This window comes from Paraburkholderia sp. BR10954, from assembly GCF_040965775.1.
Classification (GTDB): Bacteria; Pseudomonadota; Gammaproteobacteria; order Burkholderiales; family Burkholderiaceae; genus Paraburkholderia; species Paraburkholderia youngii.
Genome location: NZ_JBFRCK010000017.1, coordinates 118,122 through 137,566, shown reverse-complemented (window position 1 = coordinate 137,566; position 19,445 = coordinate 118,122). Strand labels below are relative to the sequence as shown.

The window sequence follows — 19,445 nt, the reverse complement described above, 5'->3', positions numbered from 1 at the left end:
TCATGAAAATTCGGGGCCGACTGGATGAGGATTGCACCTTCATAAGGTCTCCCCAGCAGTTGGCGACGAAGTGTGTGCATTACCCGCTTCGATTTTGCGCTCACCGACCCGTCGCAACAGGAAGTGCGACAGCGATGGAATGAGAACGAGAGCACCAACCATGTTCCAGACGAACATGAACGTCAAAAGAATGCCCATGTCCGCCTGAAACTTGATCGGCGACCAGATCCATGTGATCACTCCGGCTGACATCGTCAGGCCGACCAGCGCTACTACCCGTCCGGTGAAATGCAACGAGCGCAGGTACGCTTCACGTAACGGCACCCCGTCGCGTTGAAATGCCAATTGCACGCTCAACAGGTACAGCGCATAGTCGACGCCGGCTCCCACGCCAAGCGCGATGACGGGCAATGTGGCCACTTTTGCGCCGATCCCCAGGCACACCATCAATGCCTCGCACAGTACCGAGGTGATGAGAAGCGGCACCAAGGCCACGACGACTGCGCGCCAACTACGGAAGGTAATGAAGCACAGGATCACGACCGCTGCGTAGAGCAGCACCAGCATACGGTGATGGGCTTGCTTGACGACAATGTTCGTGGCCGCCTCGATACCAGCCGAGCCGGCCGCCAGCTCGAACGTGCGACCCGGCGCATTGTGCTCACTGCCGAATGCTTCCGCGGCATGCACCACACGGGTCAGCGTATCCGCCTTGTGATCGCCGAGGTAGGCGATCAACGGCATTACTGAGCAGCGCTGATCAACGAGTTCTGGCCGATCGCTCATCACGTCCGCAAGCGCCGTGTTGATGACCGATGCGTCACGCGGTATTGCAAACCACTTGGGGTTGCCTTCAAACTGCCCGGCCGTGCCGAGGCGCACCATGTCGGCCGCCGAGGCGGTGGCCTTGACGCCGTCGACCTGCCTCATGCTGGCGCCGAACCGATCGAGCTCCACCAAGGTCGAGTAGTCGTTGCATTTCCCGGGAGGCGTGACGAGCATCACGACAAACTGATCGCCGGATAGCCCGTAATGCGCTTTGACGTAGGCATCGTCGAGGTTGTAACGCGAGTGGGCGCGGAGCTCCGGAGCACCCGGGTCGAGATCGCCGGTCTTGAGTTGCTGGCTAATGCCGAGTGCCAGGAGTCCCAGTACGAGAGATACGGCTATTGCACCCTGCGCCCAGTGCCGCGAAGTGAAGTGCAGCAGCCACGCCCACACACGGGTCGCCCAATCGCGCCGGGCGGCCGATCTGGCCTCCATTCTGCGTGCGGCGGCTTTTTCGCTCACGCCCACATACGACAGCAGCACCGGAATCAGAATCAGCTTGGTGAAGATCAACACGGTCACCCCGATGCTGGTTGTCAGCGCCAGATCGCGAATCACCGGGATATCGATCACCATCAGCACGGCGAAGCCGACGACGTTGGTCAAAAGCGCGGTGACCCCCGCGAGAAAGAGACGCCGAAACGTATAGCGCGCCGCGATATACCGGTGCGTGCCCAGCGCCACGTCCTGCATGATCCCGTTCATCTTCTGCGCGCCGTGCGACAGGCCGATCGCGAAAATAAGAAACGGTACGAGGATGGAATACGGATCGAGTACGTACCCGAGCAACTGCATGAGCCCTAGCAGCCATATCACGGCCAACGTCGACACGGCTATCAGCAAAAGCGTGCTGCGCAGATCCCGGGTAAAGGCGAAGACAAACAGCCCGGCGATGACGGCGGAAATGCCGAAGAACATCATCACCTGGCTCAAGCCATCGATCAGATCTCCGACCAGTTCGGCAAAACCCACAATGTGTATTTTGACCGTGGGACTTTCCAGCGCCAGGACTTTGTGTTTCAACTCATGCGAAAACGCTGCGTAATCAAGCGGCAGACGCGTTTCCGGATTGAAATCGAGCAGCGGCACAACGATCATGGTCGAGCGCCGGTCGTCGGCGACATAACTGCCGACAATGCCCGCACGCGCGATGTTGATCTTGAGTTGACTCAGGCTCGCTGGCGAGCCGTCGAAATCATCCGGCATCACAGGCCCCCCGCGGTAGCCCTCCTCGGTCACTTCGGTCCAGCGCAGGCTGCTCGTCCATAAACCGCGCATGGCGGAGCGGTCCACGCCGGGAATCAGGTAAACCGTGTCGTTGATCTTCTGCAGCGACGCCAGGTAGTTCCTATTGAAAATGTCGCCGTTGCGATTCTGCACAACAATACGGACAACGTTGCCGAGGCTGCGCAACGCGTCCTTATGCTCCAGGTAGTGCTGAATATACGGATGTCCGCTCGGCAGCATCTTCTCGAAGCTCGCGTTCACCCGTAGAAACAGTGCGTGCCATCCGAGGAACAGCGTGACGATCAACGACACCAGCAGCACCGCGACGCGATTGTTGAAGATGAAGCGTTCGAGCCAGGTCCCGCTGTGACGATCGAACTCGTTGATGTCGCGCACGACGGGGCTGGCCATACGACTGTTGATATCGACCTTCACGATGATTGACTCACTGGAGGTTGACGGTTTGCATGCCGCCGAGGCCCGTCAGCGCGACCCGGTCGTGTCCGGCGGCCGCGACATCGGTGATGAGGCCCAGCCGCGCGGAAGGGAGGACCTGGAACGTATCGCCCTCGTCGCGGCTTACGATCAAATGACCATCCTGAGACACGAACAGCAGTCGGCCGTCGTCGAGAACGCATGCGGCGGTGAGGCTGCCGTGCACGCCGGTGGAAAGGCGTTGCCAACTCGCACCATCATCGCGCGAGCGATAAGCAGAGCCGCCGATGCCATACGCGATAACGTAGCCGCGAGAACCTATGACGCCGAGGAAGCTGCCGTTGTAGCCGGTCGAGATAGCGGTGAAGCGCTGCCTTGGCCGGTCGAGCCTGAACAATGTGCCCTGCTCGGACGCCAGGTAGACATCGCTGCCCACCTCGCTGATGGCGTTGTAGTGAAGCATCTTGTCGTTGTCGACCTTTTCGATCCACGACATCCAGCTCTTTCCGCCATCACTCGTCCCGAGGATGGTTCCGAACGAGCCTACGGCCCAGCCGTCCCGCTCATTTTCGAACAGGATGCCCAGCATCGGTACGGCAGGGCCGCTCTGGTAATTGAGCGCGGTTTCCTTCAGCAGTCGCACGGCATTCGTATTGCCGCTTGCCGCCAACTCGCCGAAATGAGCCTTGAGCAGACCGGCTGCCATACGACCGTCGAGCTGCTTGGTCCAATGTTCTCCGCCATCTAGAGTGGCGAGGACCACTCCGTCGTGCCCCGATGCCCACCCCTGCCTGGCAGTGACAAAACGCACGGCGACCAGATCCGAGCTGACAGGACTCCCAACCTGGCGCCAGGTCTCGCCGTTGTCATCGGAAAGCACGATCAGGCCTCGCATGCCCACGGCCACCAGTCTGGAACCTGCGCGAGCGATCGCGCCCAGATGGGTCGTAGTCACGAACCGCGTAGCTTGCGCCGGCGCATCCAGAGGATCCTGAAACTTACCGCCGGCGATTAGCGGAGCCCCAAGGGAAGCGCCGGCGATCAATCCGAGCGACATCAGCAAACACGCGCGTTTGCTGCGGAGTTGGCGTCCGGCTCCACAGCGCCAACCCGCGTGATTGGGCTCGCCGAACACTATTGCACCCCTCTGCTGGACATGCCGTCCGCGGTGAAGTAGTTGGCCGGCAGCGGAGCCGACTTGTGAAACCCTCCACCAACGCCGATTTCCAATGCCCAGGTCTGCTTGACGAAGTCGTAGATCAACTCGTTGATGTTCGCTGGAGCGGGTACGTCATACGCTTGCACGAGCGGGAACCATTGTGCGCGTACCAGCTTGCCCGCCTGGTCGTATGCTTCATAGCCGACAATGCTCCAGCTGTCTTCATCGAGGTAAAACACCTTCTTGCTTTCGACGTGACGAGCGCCCGGCTTGAGCGTGGCCTCAACGACCCAGACACGATGCAATTCATAACGCAGGACATCTGGATTGACGTGAGTCTTGCGGAACAACTCGTCGGGAGGCGTATTCAGGTATTTGTAGACGTTATAGGGAATAAACGTCTCTTTCTTGCCGACCAGCTTGAAGTCGAACCGATCCATCTTGCCGTCGAAACCATTGGTTTCGTCCCACAAGAATATGCCGCTGTTCGACGTCACGACCGTATCGTACTTAAACTCCGGGGCGAGCCGGACCCGGCGCTGGCCAGGCGTATAGAACCACGCCGTGGGGTCTCTCTGGTCCATGCGCTTCCACTGGATACGCATGTCCATTTCCCCCGCCTGAGACGGCGGCCCCAGGTGGATGTTATTGAGTGCGGACATCTGGTCAGATTTGGTTCTGCTGTTGTCCCAGTAGTCGACGCGGTACTGCAAAGTGGCATTTGTGCTGAGCGACCGGTTTCCCGAAGAATCGGTTAGCCATGTCTTGTATTCGCCGCTGTAGTACACAGGCATATATCGGGCGAAGAAGTTGTAGATCACTTCCTGCCCTGTGGACGGAATGGGGAATGGAAACTGCGCGTGCGCATCTTCCAGACCCGGCCCGTCTCCGACGAGTTTGGGCGACATCACGTTCTTGATCGTGTTGTCGTAAACCCAGTCGGGAAAGCAGGCCGTCCGATGCGTCGGATAAACATCGATCCGGTAGGTCTGCGGATTGCGCTTGAACAGCTCTTTCTGGCCATCGTCCAGCTTGTCGGCATACTTGTCGAGATTCGACGCCGAGATGGAAAACAGCGGCTTCTCGTTAGCGAAGGGGTCGACGTAAGGCGCGCCGCCCTCTTGATTCGTGGGTTTATATCCGGCGGGAGCCTTGCACAGCCCACCGGTCCACTCGGGAATCGTACCGTCCTTGTTGCCGGCCCGTTCGGCACCCACCGGCGTAAGTTCTTTCCCGAGGCGTGCCGCGTCCGCCGCGGAAGGAGCTGCGATCGCCTGCACGCCAATGCCTGCCAGGACGCCTGCGGCCGCCAGAGTCAACAGATGTTTCATATATCTCCTCCAATTCACTGCACTGATGTAGCGCGCCGACTTCACCGTCTTGAACGCCGGTACGTGCCCGCTTTCTTTTATCGTCGTCAGGGCACGATTCAGGATCAACCAGATCCTCAATTCATTGCCGCTTCGAAATCATTGTCTGTTCGGCAATCGCTGCGCACATCGTCGAAATCGACGAAATTAATCAGGTACGGTCAGCTACAGGAAAATTGGAGAAAGATGATCTGGTTATTGCAACCGCCCCTGTTCGCGCAAGCGCACGCCGATTTCCCGAATACGCGCTTCGCCTTCCTGCAAAGCGGCCGCGCTGGTATGGACCGAGTAATGCCCGAGGACCAGATCGTAAGGATGCTTAACCGCTGAACCCATGACAAACTCGGTGTCGGTCTCTGCATGGAATTCCATCGCGGCCTCGGACTCCTCGAACACCCCAAGATCGCCTGCGCGCAATTCACCCGGCACGAGAACTCTTCCCACGCTGACCGCCGCCCAGCCCACCGTGTGCCCCGCGGGTGGTTCGTAGCGCCATCGTTCCCCGGCTTTCAGGCTGACCGACAGATAGTTGATCGAGGTGGGAGCAGGCAGCACACTCTTTGCCCGCCCATAGCGGCCCAACACGACCCTCGCCGGGCCATCGCGCTCGATGTCGTTCGGTTCCAGATAAATGCTTTCCGCTTTCCCAAGTTCCGCGTCAGGAGGCAATGCAATCCAGAGCTGAAACCCGCGAAGACGGTCAGCATTGCCGAAATCACCGCCATGCCACGCGCCGCCACCAGCCTGCAGCCACTCCACGCCACCCTGCGGAATCGTTCCGCTGCGACCCACCGTATCCTCGAAGCCGACGTTTCCCTCGAGGATGCAGGTGATAGTCGCGATACCCGAATGCGGATGTAAATGCACGCCATGCGGAGTCGTGCCGGTGAGATCGATTAGATCGAGAAATACGAACGGCCGTAGCGCCTGGCCCAGGTCAGACGGGCTCATCAATCGAGTGATAGGCCCTTGCCTGTGACCGCGAGTGCGAGTGACGATGCGGCGCGTGGATACGACCGGGTCGTTCAGCGTGGAGAGGGACATTGACTGCTCCTTCGAATCAAAGATGGACGAATACAGACGGAATCGATGTTATGCAGTCGCGTTTCAAGCGACTAGATTCCGTATCTGGATTTCACTCGTCCAGGATCGAAAGCAATCGATGCGACGAACACGCCACGGCGACCGGGCGGTCGTCGTGGCGCGGGCTCCATATCGAGACTAGAAGGTGGTTTGCAGCGTGAGGGAGATCCACGGTTTGTCGTTCCACATGAATGGCCCATTCCCACCGGCATAATACGAAGGCCCGCCCGGCGCAAAGCGGGTCATCCCGCTCGTATGGCTGTGGTAGCCGTTGTACTGCAGCGTGATGTTGTACTTGTTCTGCACGAGTGCGTGCAGCCCGATCGTGTAAGTGAGCGCACCCTGATTGGCTATGGCCGTGGACAAGGACGGCGTATTGCCATAGATCCCGTACATGACAAACATCGGCATGTCGATGTCGACACCGGAAAACACCTGGAACCATTGCGGGTCGAACTGCAGTGCGGCAACGATTGAAGTATCCGTCGAACAGCCATCCCATTTGCTGCCCGTTGGGCACGCGATCCGATTGCTCGTACCGTTATAGAGCGCCGCATTCTTGATTGAGCCGACCCTTTGTGTCATGGCCACTTCCGCCGTGAACGTACCGGCCTCGTAGAGTGGTGTTTTGCTCAACGGCATCAATGCATTGGCGATCAGGTTGATCGTATCGCCGCGCGCACCGGAATTGCCTGAGGGATCGCTCGGTTGCTGACTCGCGATCGAACTCAGCGCCGTGTTATGCCGGTACGAGAGTTCAAATCCTGTGCTCAGAATGCCCAGACCGAGTTCTGCGCTGACGCCAAAAAGCTGTGCGCCCTGGTTGTACGCCAAATGGTAATTCGACGCCCCTGTGTTCGGATCGTTACCAAAGCGTACCCATGGTTGTGCCTCATCGAGGCGACGATAGTAAAAGCCGAAGGTCGCGCCCGCGAGCGCCGCCGGAGTCCATGTTGCCCGAATACCGAAGTTGTTATTGACATTCTTTGGCTTGAAATCGTCGCCGCGCGGAACGGCGCCCCCTAGAAACTGATTTGGCCCATAGAACAGGAAATCCGAGAGTCCGAGATAGGTGCCGCCTTCGGGCAGCAGGTTATGCTCGAACTCGAAAAAGTACTGCGCCGCGATGGACCACTCCGGTGTGATGTCAGTCTGCACATAGAACTGTGCTCTGGGAAGGGCCAGTTCCTTCAGTGTGGAACCGGGCGCCGCCGAACCCTTGATGCCGTCTACGGGATTCTGGGCGTAGCTGATGCTCTGATCACCGAAGAAAATGGCCGTTCCCCAGATCTGGGTCAACCGCCCGAGCTTGACCGATGCAGTATGTCCAGCCCAATCAAAACTTCCGTAAGCAAACGCATCGAGCAACTGGGCGCCGTTTACGTAGTAACTCCGCGTGTATGAAGAAAATCGGTTTCCGGCATACGAGCCTAGTGCCGAATAGGGCAAGCCCGGCGCTGCATATCCGGGATTGAATTTCACCGAGTCGTTGTAAGCGAAATCCTTGAAAAGCGACGCACTTACACGAAAACCGTATTTCTCCCGATAGGAGAGCGAAAACTCCGTGAGATTGGATACGCGGTTGGTCACGATACTGCCGGCGTGAGCGAATTTGTAATTCGATTCATCGAAAACGGGATTATTTCCAATGCCCGAATCGATACCGCCCACGCGCATGCCGCCGATATATTGAATCGTGTTGTCCCACCGTCCGGAGAAGTCCGGCCCCAGATTGAACTGAAATGCGTGTGCCGGCATGGAAGCGGCGAGCGCCAGGCCTCCGCATACCATCACACCGATGCCGCTACGTAGTCGAGCGGCAAACTCTCTGCTTTTCCGTCTCACATCGATCTCCTCATGTCTGTTTTAAATTTGAAACTCCTTCGCGCACTCTTCCGGCAGCCCCGTCTTTCATACCGCCACGACCGCGGGACTCACGGAACCAGGCGGAAGGACACGCCGGAAAAGACTTCCGGACGGACGCAACTTCCACCGTAGTAAGCACACGAGCGCTCAGCGGCTTCCTGGCTGGACGATCCTTGTTCAGCCCACCAAAATATCAGACCTGCAAAGACCAGGACGCCCAGTACCGCGGCTGCACGCTTATGCCGTTTCATTGCCATCCCCTATTCGACTCCCCAGTTCGTGCGTTTTTATTTATTCATCACATAGCATTCCTGAGTTATTACTAAAATATTTTTCGTGTGATGACGTAAAACCATGACTTCATTCTCTAACGCTGGCTCGCGGGAAAATCGTCATACTTTAGACGCCATGGGGAGAAAATGAGTCATAGCGCATGAGTCTTCATTATGAAAGGCGGCATTCCTTCGTCATCGTCGGAACGGACGAATTCCTGACGGGGGCCCGTTAACTCATTCGATGGACAGGTCCCGATCTGCGCCTACTCCACCGCCTTCACCATCTCCTCGATCACTTTCTTCGCGTCGCCGAACACCATCATGGTCTTGTCCATGTAGAACAGGTCGTTGTCGAGGCCCGCATAGCCGGCCGCCATCGAGCGCTTGTTCACGATGATCGTGCGCGCCTTGTAGGCCTCGATGATCGGCATGCCCGCGATCGGCGACTTCGGATCGTTCTTCGCCGCCGGATTCACCACGTCGTTCGCGCCCAGCACCAGCACCACGTCGACCTGTCCAAACTCGCCGTTGATATCGTCCATCTCGTAGACCATGTCGTACGGCACTTCAGCTTCGGCGAGCAGCACGTTCATGTGACCCGGCATGCGGCCGGCCACCGGGTGAATCGCATACTTCACCTCGATGCCCTTCTCGACCAGCTTGTCGGTCAGCTCCTTCAGCGCATGCTGCGCGCGCGCCACGGCCAGCCCGTAGCCCGGCACGATCACCACCGTTTCGGCGTTGCCGAGCATGAACGACGCGTCGTCAGCCGAACCCGATTTCACCGGGCGCTGCTCGGTCCCTCCGGCCACCGCCGCGCCCGCGTCATTGCCGAAGCCGCCCAGCAGCACGTTGAAGAACGACCGGTTCATCGCCTTGCACATGATGTACGACAGGATCGCGCCCGATGAGCCGACCAGCGAGCCCGCGATGATGAGCATCGGATTGTTCAGCGAGAAGCCGATGCCCGCCGCCGCCCAGCCCGAGTACGAGTTCAGCATCGACACCACCACCGGCATGTCCGCGCCGCCGATCGGAATGATGATCAGCACGCCGAGCACGAACGCGATGATCGTCATGATGATGAACGGCAGCCACGACTGCGTGAGGAAGAACAGCACGCCGAAGCCGAGCATCGCGAGCGCGAGCATCAGGTTCACCAGATGCTGGCCGGGATACACCACGGGCGCGCCCTGGAACAGGCGGAACTTGTACTTGCCCGAGAGCTTGCCGAAGGCGATCACCGAGCCGCTGAACGTGATCGCACCGACGAAGGTGCCGATGAATAGTTCGATGCGGTTGCCGTATGGCAGGAAGCCCTCGATCGGCACCTCGGGATCGACGAGGCCGAACGCGGCCGGCTCCGACACGACCCCGTACGCAATGCACACGGCCGCGAGACCGATCAGCGAGTGCATCGCCGCGACCAGCTCGGGCATCTTGGTCATCTCGACGCGCGCCGCGACGAACGCGCCGACCGCGCCGCCCACCACGAGCCCGATCAGCAGCAGGCCGAGTCCGAGGCCGAGACTGGAGCCGAGCACGGCGGCCTGCTTCACGATCAGCGCGATGGTCGTGAGAATCGCGAGCGCCATGCCGACCATGCCGAAGGTGTTGCCCACCCGCGCGGTCTTCGGATTCGAGAGCCCCTTGAGCGCCTGGATGAAGCAGACCGACGCGACGAGATATAGCAGTGTGACGACGTTCAGGCTCATTTACGCACCCTCCCTGCCGCCAGCCAGCTTCTTCGGTTCCTTCTTCTTGAACATCTCGAGCATGCGCCTCGTGACGAGAAACCCGCCGAACACGTTGACCGCGGCGAGCGCGACCGCGATCGTGCCGTAAAATTTGCCCGCGCCGCCCGTCAGGCCCGCCGCGAGCATCGCCCCGACGATCACGATCGCCGAAATCGCGTTGGTCACCGCCATCAGCGGCGTATGCAGCGCGGGTGTGACGTTCCAGACCACGTGATAGCCGACGTAGACCGCCAGCATGAAGATGATCAGATTGATCACCGTGTGATTGATGACTTCCATCGCCGCTCCCTCTTGTCGACCCGGCCCTGTGCTCTGACACGTCCCCGGGTCTCACGCAACATCGTTACCGTCGATCCGGGCTCGCGCGCTCGCGCCGGCGCGGGTCCTATGTGCTGCCCTGCTATGCCTTACGCGTCACCTGGCCGTCGCGGGTCAGCAGCGTGGCCGCGACGATGTCGTCCGCTAGATCAATGTTCAGTACACCTTCCTTTGTGATGATCAGCTTCAGGAAGTCGAGCAGGTTGCGCGCGTACAGCGATGACGCGTCGGCTGGCACCATTGCGGGCAGATTCGTATAGCCGACGAGCTGCACGCCATGGCGCACCACCACCTGGTCTGCCTCAGTCAGCGGACAGTTGCCGCCGCGCCGACCTTCATATTCGGCTCCACGGCCGGCCGCGAGATCGACCAGAACCGAGCCCAGCTTCATCGCCTGCACGGTTTCCACCGAAATCAGCGTCGGCGCGGCGCGGCCCGGAATCAGCGCGGTCGAGATCACCACGTCGGCCTGTTTGGCTCGCTCGTGCACGAGCGCTGCCTGGCGCGCGAGCCATGACAGCGGCATCGGCCGCGCGTAGCCGCCAACACCTTCGGCCGCCTCACGCTCTTCCTGCGTCTCGTAGGGCACGTCGAGAAATTTCGCGCCGAGCGATTCGATCTGCTCTTTCACGGCCGGCCGCACGTCCGACGCCTCGATCACTGCGCCGAGGCGCTTCGCGGTCGCGATCGCCTGCAGACCCGCGACGCCCGCGCCGAGAATCAGCACGCGAGCGGCTTTCACGGTGCCGGCGGCGGTCATCAGCATCGGCATGAAGCGCGGATAGAGCGTCGCGGCGAGCAGCACCGCCTTGTAGCCGGCGATGTTGGCCTGCGAGCTCAGCACGTCGAGGCTCTGCGCGCGCGTGGTGCGCGGCGCGGCTTCGAGCGCGAACGCGGTGACGCCGGTGGCAGCGAGCTTGGCGGCATTGTCAGCGTTGAACGGATCGAGCATGCCGATGAGCGTCGCGCCGCGCTTGAGCAGCGGCAGTTCAGTATCGGTGGGGGGCTGGACCTTGAGGACGAGATCGGCGCCTAATGCAGTCTCGGCATCGACGATTTCCGCGCCCGCAACCGCGTAGGCCTCGTCGGGAAAGCTCGCGCCGACCACAGTGAATACGTCGTCTGTATAGCTGGCCATCGTCCCCGCACCGCGCTGAACTGTGACCCTGCTCCCTTGGGACACGTACTTCCTGACTGTCTCGGGCGTCGCGGCGACGCGGGTTTCAAACGTGCGCGTCTCGGCTGGCACTCCGATGTGCATGTCTTGTCTCTTTGTATTGGATAAAGGAACCATCCCCGAGGGTGGAGACGGGTAAGCTCCATTCTTGGTGCGTGATATGTGACACCGCGCGGTTACCCGATTTCCTCGGTGAATTGCGGTACCACACTGAAAAGATCTCCCACTAGACCATAGTCGGCCACGCTGAAGATCGGCGCTTCTTCGTCCTTGTTGATCGCCACGATCACCTTCGAGTCCTTCATGCCCGCGAGGTGTTGAATCGCGCCCGAGATGCCCACCGCAATGTAGAGCTGCGGCGCGACGATCTTGCCTGTCTGACCGACCTGGTAATCGTTCGGCACATAGCCCGCGTCCACGGCCGCGCGCGAAGCGCCAAGCGCTGCGTTCAGCTTGTCCGCGAGCGGCTCCAGAACCTTCGTGTAGTTCTCGCCGCTGCCCAGGCCCCGGCCACCCGAGACGATGATCTTCGCGCTCGTGAGCTCCGGACGGTCGAGCTTCGTGACCTCACGGCCAACGAACTGCGAGAGGCCGCTGTCGGCTGCCGCTTCGAGCTTTTCCACCGCTGCGCTGCCGCCTTCGGCTGCAACTGCGTCGAACGCCGTGGTACGGACTGTGATCACCTTGACCGGATCAGCCGACTGCACCGTTGCAATCGCGTTGCCCGCGTAGATCGGGCGCTCGAACGTGTCCGTCGAGTCCACTGCCGTGATGTCGCTGATCTGCGCGACATCGAGCTTCGCGGCGATGCGCGGCGTGACGTTCTTGCCCGCTGCCGTTGCCGGCGCGAGGATGTGCGTGTAGTTCTTCGCAATGCCCAGAACCGTCGCTTCGACGTTCTCGGCAAGACCCACTTCGAGTTGCGGCGCGTCGGACAGCAGCACCTTCGCCACGCCGGCGATCTTCGCTGCTGCATCGGCAGCCGCTTGAGCATTGTGGCCGGCGATCAGCACGTGCACGTCGCCGCCGATCTTCTGCGCGGCAGCCACGGTGTTCAGCGTCGCAGCCTTGATGGTTGCGTTGTCGTGTTCAGCAATAACCAGACTCGTCATTTTCGTCTCGCTCCCTTACAGCACCTTGGCTTCGGTCTTCAGCTTCTCGACCAGCGTCTTCACGTCGGCGACCTTCACGCCTGCGCTGCGCTTGGGCGGCTCGGCAACCTTCAGGGTCTTCAGACGCGGCGTGACGTCCACACCGAGGTCTTCCGGCTTGACCGTTTCCAGCGGCTTCTTCTTGGCCTTCATGATGTTCGGCAGCGTGACGTAGCGCGGCTCGTTCAGGCGCAGGTCCGTCGTCACGACGGCGGGCAGCTTTAGCGACAGCGTTTCCGCGCCGCCATCGACTTCACGCGCGACCGTGGCCTTGCCATCGGCAACCGTAATATTCGAACCGAACGTCGCTTGCGGCAGGTTCGCTAGCGCGGCGAGCATCTGGCCGGTCTGGTTCGAATCGTCGTCGATAGCCTGCTTGCCGAGGATCACCAGTTGCGGCTGCTCCTTGTCGACCAGCACCTTGAGCAGCTTCGCCACGGCGAGCGGCTGAACGTCTTCATTCGACTCGATGAGGATCGCGCGGTCCGCGCCGATCGCGAGCGCCGTGCGCAGCGTTTCCTGCGCTTGCGTGACACCTGCGGACACGGCGATGACTTCCGTCGCCACACCGGCTTCCTTCAGACGAACCGCCTCTTCCACGGCGATTTCGTCGAACGGGTTCATCGACATTTTCACGTTGGCAATGTCGACGCCCGTGCCATCCGACTTCACGCGGACCTTCACGTTGTAATCGACTACCCGTTTCACTGCGACCAAAACCTTCATCCATTTCTCCGTAATTCATCTATGCCTTCGCGCAAACGCCGCAATCGTCTACTTACGCGTCGACAATGCTCGGCAAAAATGAGTGGCAAATCACCTCCGCCACAGATGTATCGTCATTCGGCTAACGTATCGATACGCAAGGTACCCGTGACCGTCTCGCCAGCACATTGCACAGTCTGGACACGAAAACGCTTGCAATCGGCCGAAGCCTTTCGGGGGCATCGAACTCGATCGCCACCATTTCTTGCCCACGCTAATCGAGCGCGTCCAACGTACTCACGGTCGCAATTCGATCGGAAGCACGCTCATTAGAATCAGATTGGTTCGATGTTCGTTAGCATGGCAAAGCATCCGGGAAGTGCTGCGCCTCGCGGCACCAATTGCGCGCTACCGGCGCCTGCACCGTAACGTCGATCGTCAAAGATCACACTCGGCATCCCGTCGTCGAGGTTCTCCCGCGCTCCCTTTACCCGACTGCGTAGGACCCCATCCCACGCAGAGTGTCATCGGCTCGCGTTTGAGCCTGTCACCATGCTCCGGTACAGCGCACCGAAGATTCGACTCGATCGCGGCGCATTGAATCGATGCGATGGGCTATGTGCAAAATGAATGTTAGATAGCTTCTACCCGATAGTAATCGTCGGTTGCGACGATTCGATGCCAATATTCCGTCGCGCGACTATGATTCCGTATGAGATATGGCCTGCGTTTCGTCGCTACATTGCGTTCGTGCTGTCTAGCACGAGGGCACTGCCCCGGTGAATGGCGGTAAGCGACGAGAACGGCGGCTCATCGACGCCTAAGGATTCCATCAATCCTTCCGCATGCGAACAACCAACGCGAGCAAGCGGGCGCGCATTTCATCGGCCGGCAAGTGCGTGGGCCAGCCGTGACCAGGAAGCAACCAGTCGAAGCGATACGCGGCTAGCTTGCCAAGCGATTCGGTGAGCTCAGACCATGAATACCAGCACGCGTCCCTAAACGCGACGAGGTCCCCCGCGCGCGGGCTCCACGCAAGCGAATCACCCGAGAACAATACGCTGTCGTCGAGCAGGTACACGACGCTGCCGCGCGTGTGCCCGGGCACAGGGATCGCGCTTACGCCGACCGCAATGTCCGTTGCCGATCCATTGTCGAGCAGGTCCGTTGCATAAGGCGCGGCCGACATGTCTTCCCGGTGAACCCAGACGCGCGCGCCGAAATGACGGGCGTATTTATCTGCGTCCGCGACGTCGTCACGATGCGATAGAAGGATGTGCGTGATGCCACCGTTCTCATCAAACCATTTCACGAGTTCCGCCGCGTAGCGCGGTGAGTCGATCATCAGATTGCCGTCCGGACGCCTCGCAAAGTAAGAGTGCGCGCCAAACGACGACCGCGAGTTAAATCCACAGCGCCACACAGCCGACGTGATCGGCTGTGGAAAGATCGCGGCACCCGGACGAGGCTGCTTCGTTTCACTCCGTACCGACGCCGTGGGACAAACGAGCACCGCACGCCATGCGTCGACGTGCTCTTCGGGCGTAACGGGCTGCCGCAAGAAGACACTCTTGTCGTTTCGTTCGACAATCAGCCCCGGCGCGACGTGACGCGATGCACCGCAGTTGATGCACGCTGTGTCGATGTACCACTCGCCTGGGACGGAATCGGCGTTGCGTGTCGGCTTCATTCGATGCTCCTGTCGTCCGGTCGGCAAATCAGGATCCACATACGTTTTCGCCCTGGCGCCCGCGTACGAGAGAAAGGGCGGCTCCATCACCGGTTGTGAGCAAGTTTGCTCCCACAAGCCTTTCCTTGCACACCGCCATCGCCAGGCTCCGCCCTCGATTCTGCATAAGCCATCGGATAGGCCACACCCGCGCGGTCTGATCCGCGGACGCGGTCACCACCCGCTCGCCGTCCGGGCTGAAGGCGGCGGAGCTCACGGCTCCTAGGTGCCCGGTGAGTTGCGCGATCACCAGGCCGGTCGCCGCGTCCCATACTCGCGCGGTCTGATCCGCGGACGCGGTCACTACCCGCTGGCCGTCCGGGCTGAAGGCGGCGGAGTCCACTGCCCCCTGATGCCCGCTGAACTGGCCGATCTGTTTGCCCGTCGCCGCGTCCCAAACCCGCGCTGTCCCATCCGCGGACGCGGTCACCACGCGCCGTCCGTCCGGGCTGAACGCGGCGGAAAAGACGGTGCCGCGATGGCCACTGAGCACCAGGATCTGTTTGCCCGTGGCCGCGTTCCACACCCGCGCGGTCCCATCCCAGGACGCAGTCACCACCCGCTGGCCGTCCGGACTATAGGCGACGGAATCAACCGGCTCCTGATGCCCGCTGAGCACCAGAATCTGTTTGCCCGTGGCCGCGTCCCACACCCGCGCGGTCCCATCCGCGGACGCCGTCGCCACCCGCTGGCCGTCCGGGCTGAAGGCGGCGGAAAAAACTGCCCCGTGATGCCCGCTGAGCTGCGCGATCTGTTTGCCCGCGGCCGCGTCCCACAGCCACGCGGTCTGATCCGCGGACGCGGTCACTATCCGCTGGCCGTCAGGGCTGAACGCAGCGGAGTCAACCCACCCCTGATGCCCGCTGAGCAGCGCAATCTGCTTGCCGGTGGCGACGTCCCACACCCGCGCGGTCCTATCACGGGACGCCGTCACCACCCACTGACCGTCCGGGCTGAAGGCGGCGAAAACAACTGGCTCCTGATGTCTGCTGAGCAGCAAGATCCCCTTCCCCGCGTCCCACGCGCGCGCTGTCCTGTCACGCGATGCAGTCAACACCCGCTGACCGTCCAGGCTGAAGACGGCGACGTTCACCGGCCCCTGATGTCCGATGAGCTGCACGATCGTCTGTCCGGTCGCCGCATCCCACACCCGCGCAGTCTTGTCATCGGAGGCGGTCACCACACGCAGGCCGTCCGGGCTGAAGGCGGCGGAGCTGACCGGTCCCTGATGTCCGGTGAGCTGCGTGATCACGTGGCCGGTCGCCGCATCCCACACCCGCGCGGTTTTGTCATCGGACGCGGTTACCACGCGCCGGCCGTCCGGGCTGAAGGCCGCGGAGAAAACCGGTCCCTGATGCCCGGCGAGCTGCGCGATCACGTGGCCGGTCGCCGCATCCCACACCCGCGCGGTTTTGTCATCGGACGCGGTCACCACGCGCCGGCCATCCGCGCTGAAGGCTGCGGAACTCACCAGTTCCCGATGCCCGCTGAGCTGCGCGATCACCTGGCCGGTCGCCGCATCCCACACCCGCGCAGTCCTGTCCGCGGACGCGGTCACCACCCGCTGGCCGTCAGGGCTGAACGCCGCGGAGAAAACCGGCCCCTGATGCCCGCTGAGCTGCACGATCTGTTTGCCGGGAGCAGCGTCCCACACCCGTGCGGTCCTGTCCGCGGACGCGGTCACCACGCGCCGGCCGTCCGGGCCGAAGGCGGCGGAATAAACCAGATCCCGATGCCCGCTGAGCTGCACGATCTGTCTGCCCGTAGCAGCGTCCCACACTCGCGCGGTCATGTCCGCCGAGGCGGTCACCACGCGCCGGCCGTCCGGGCCGAAGGCGGCGGAATAAATCAGCCCCTGATGTCCGCTGAGCTGCACGATCTGTTTGCCGGTAGCCGCGTCCCACACCCGCGCGGTCCCGTCCCAGGACGCGGTCACCACCCGCTTACCGTCGGGGCTGAATACGGCGGAATCGACCGCACCCTGATGCCCGCCGAGCAACGCAATTTGCATAGATGCCTGCGCGCCGCGCATGAGCTCCAGCTCTGCGTCAACCGATCCCGGCGAGAGCCAACTCTTGCGCATTGCCAGTATCGCGAAGCGCATTGCGCGATCGTAGATTCCCGCGTCGTTCGCCAACGTCGCCGCCGACGACAGCACAACAGAAGTCTGGCGTGCGACCGTCCGGGTCTGATGAATGATCCACCCCCCTGTCGCAATCAGAATGAACGCGACTACGCCCATCAGTACCTGGATGAGTCGCTGCGTGGCCGCTGTCCGTGTCTGAGCGATTCGCTGCAACTGCGACTCGCGCTCCGCGCGCCCGCGGCAAGCCCGCAAATAGGAAAGGTCATCCCTGCCCAGCATTCGTTCGAAGTCCGAACGCTGCAGGATTGCTTCCGCGCTCGTCAGCCGCTCGCCGGCGTGGGCCAGCCAGCCCGTCCCCTGCCCGTGCTTTTGCCACTCCTGCGCCGCTCGCTGCACGGTTGCGACTGTCTTGAGCGCATCCGCGTCCGCGTCGAGCCAGGCGGCAAGGACAGGCCACTGCCGTAACAACGCCTCGTGCGCGATTTCAACGATGTTGGTTTCCTCATTGCCAGCTTCGGCCTTGCGCCGGTCTTGCAATAGCAGTCGATACCGGATGAGACGCTTCAGGACGGCATGGGCGGATTCGGGAAGCTCATCCCAGCGTGCCCCGCGGCGCTTGCGCTGTTGCGTCAGCGGTTCGACGTGCGCGAGCCATGGGATCAAGCCCTCGCGCAGCAGGCGCTCGCGCTCGGCCTTATTTGCTGGAACGGCGGGCTCCCGTCCGGGATCGGCAAATGCAAATTCGACCGCGGCCTCAATGGAACCGCGCATACCCCCGATCGCCTGATAGTCGGCTACGCTGAAGTTTCCGGTGGCGCCATAGTCGGTAAATAGCCGCTCGAGCGTAAAGGCCAGCAAGGGCAATGCGTCTGCCTCTTCAGTATCCCGAAGAAGCTGCTCGGTCAGCGCTGGCTCGATCGTCAGCTTACGCCCGGCGGCGGTAGCCCGCGCGGCAGGACCCTCGATCACCGCCTTGAATTCCGCGCGCTCCAATGGAGGGAGACCGAAGACACGCGGTGGCACGCCGCGCAGCGTTGGCGCGCTCTGCAATTGCTCGTAAGCGTCTGTGCGGATCGCCACGACCGCAAGCGCACGCTGCCGGTTGCCGATCGTCTGCATCCCCTCGTGTTCCGCCGTGGCGAGCGTCCTCGCAAGCAGGGACAGGAAGTGCGAAGACTCCTGTTCGCCTTCCGCGCTGAATAATTCCTCGCCCTGGTCGACGCAGACCAGAACGGTCGGCGCAACGGCATCTGACGCGAGCCGCGAGCAGTGCAGCGTTTGAAGCTGGCCAAGCAATTGCTCAAATCCTTCAGGAGTCTGAACTGCCTGGCGGATCTCGGCGCGCGTCCTGACTACCGCGAGTTCCTGAAAGGCCAGCTCGATACTGACGACGAGTCCGGTGGCGCCAGTAACAACAGCCCGCTCCGGACGGATCACTGGAAGCGGCAAAAAGTTTCGGTCATCGCGCTTCAGGCGCGGCCACAGGCCGGCCCGCACAAAGGACGACTTGCCCGCTCCGGATGCGCCGAGGATGACCAACATCCGCTCGATCCCCTGCTCGCGGACGCTGCGTAGCGTATCGAGCCCGCGCAAGACCGCCGTGTCCCGGCCAAAGAACACGGCCGCATCCGCGGCCTCCAGCGCTCTCAGTCCCGGATAAGGGGGGCGCTCGGCATCGTTAGCCGGCGGCCACGGAAAGCCCGACGGAGCGGAGCCGGCCCGTCGCAGCCCAAGCTCGAGCCGGGCAAGCCCCGCTTTGGCGAACGAGACTTCAGTTGCCGAAACGAGCGGGTCATGCGAGACCCGGAAGCTCTGGCGTTGAGTCCCGGCGGTGAGGTCACAGACCTGCCATTGCGCCGTCAATTCTTTCGGCAAGGCGTCGATCGGCGTCGCCTCGACGAGCACACCGAAGATTGTCTTGCCCAGGAATCTGGCAAAGGTTAACTGAGCCAGGCACGAGCGAGAGTCGCACCATGCGGGCGAAATCAGAAACAGCACGGCCTCGCAGCGGTCGGCCGCAGACTTGAGCGCTTCCTGCCAGCGTTCCCCAGCAGCCACCCCCTCGACCGGCTCGAGGTCCAGGAAGTAATCATCCCAGCCGTTATCGGCAAGCCAGTGTCCGATCGCGAGCGCGAGAGCGTTATTCGGGCTGGCGTGGCTAATGAAGATTCTGGGCATCGCGCTGCGAACTTCAGTCCCGCAGTTGACTGCACTCGCAAAGGACACCATCCACCTCATGTGTTTGAGTCTGGCATCCCGCGCGCAGAATTGAATGTCTC

12 protein-coding genes are annotated in these 19,445 nt (G+C 61.5%); all 12 read right to left on the bottom strand.

All coding sequences use genetic code 11. The annotated features are described in order from the left end of the window. Window positions 1-39: 39 nt before the first annotated feature. On the bottom strand, window positions 40-2,490 hold the full coding sequence (locus AB4Y34_RS23150) for an RND family transporter (RefSeq protein ID WP_368717310.1): 2,451 nt from the start codon (window positions 2,488-2,490) through the stop codon (window positions 40-42). Window positions 2,491-2,500: 10 nt separating this feature from the next. After that, on the bottom strand, window positions 2,501-3,547 hold the full coding sequence (locus AB4Y34_RS23145) for a WD40/YVTN/BNR-like repeat-containing protein (RefSeq protein ID WP_368717338.1): 1,047 nt from the start codon (window positions 3,545-3,547) through the stop codon (window positions 2,501-2,503). Between the two features lie 77 nt (window positions 3,548-3,624). Beyond that, window positions 3,625-4,980, bottom strand: a complete 1,356-nt coding sequence (locus AB4Y34_RS23140; protein WP_368717309.1) for a DUF1329 domain-containing protein — start codon at window positions 4,978-4,980, stop codon at window positions 3,625-3,627. A 234-nt stretch (window positions 4,981-5,214) separates the two neighbouring features. Then, window positions 5,215-6,063 (bottom strand): pirin family protein, encoded by an 849-nt coding sequence (locus tag AB4Y34_RS23135; protein WP_368717308.1) that lies wholly within the window; start codon window positions 6,061-6,063, stop codon window positions 5,215-5,217. A 177-nt stretch (window positions 6,064-6,240) separates the two neighbouring features. Further along, window positions 6,241-7,947, bottom strand: coding sequence for a DUF1302 domain-containing protein (locus AB4Y34_RS23130; RefSeq protein ID WP_368717307.1), 1,707 nt, complete (start codon window positions 7,945-7,947; stop codon window positions 6,241-6,243). Between the two features lie 559 nt (window positions 7,948-8,506). Further along, entirely contained in the window at window positions 8,507-9,958 is a 1,452-nt protein-coding gene (locus AB4Y34_RS23125) for an NAD(P)(+) transhydrogenase (Re/Si-specific) subunit beta (RefSeq protein WP_368717306.1), read from the bottom strand. Further along, window positions 9,959-10,279 carry a proton-translocating transhydrogenase family protein gene (locus tag AB4Y34_RS23120; RefSeq protein WP_368717305.1) on the bottom strand — a complete coding sequence of 107 codons (321 nt, stop codon included), beginning with the start codon at window positions 10,277-10,279 and terminating at the stop codon, window positions 9,959-9,961. It abuts the gene before it with no gap. 121 nt (window positions 10,280-10,400) lie between these two features. Further along, on the bottom strand, window positions 10,401-11,579 hold the full coding sequence (locus tag AB4Y34_RS23115) for an NAD(P) transhydrogenase subunit alpha (RefSeq protein ID WP_368717304.1): 1,179 nt from the start codon (window positions 11,577-11,579) through the stop codon (window positions 10,401-10,403). A gap of 92 nt (window positions 11,580-11,671) precedes the next feature. After that, window positions 11,672-12,607, bottom strand: a complete 936-nt coding sequence (locus AB4Y34_RS23110) for an electron transfer flavoprotein subunit alpha/FixB family protein (protein WP_368717303.1) — start codon at window positions 12,605-12,607, stop codon at window positions 11,672-11,674. 15 nt (window positions 12,608-12,622) lie between these two features. Beyond that, window positions 12,623-13,372 carry an electron transfer flavoprotein subunit beta/FixA family protein gene (locus tag AB4Y34_RS23105; RefSeq protein ID WP_368717302.1) on the bottom strand — a complete coding sequence of 250 codons (750 nt, stop codon included), beginning with the start codon at window positions 13,370-13,372 and terminating at the stop codon, window positions 12,623-12,625. Between the two features lie 811 nt (window positions 13,373-14,183). Then, window positions 14,184-15,041, bottom strand: a complete 858-nt coding sequence (locus AB4Y34_RS23100; protein WP_368717301.1) for an MBL fold metallo-hydrolase — start codon at window positions 15,039-15,041, stop codon at window positions 14,184-14,186. A gap of 28 nt (window positions 15,042-15,069) precedes the next feature. Next, a complete protein-coding gene (locus AB4Y34_RS23095; RefSeq protein WP_368717300.1) occupies window positions 15,070-19,395 on the bottom strand; it encodes a TIR domain-containing protein in 4,326 nt (1,441 codons plus the stop codon). Window positions 19,396-19,445 lie beyond the last annotated feature (50 nt).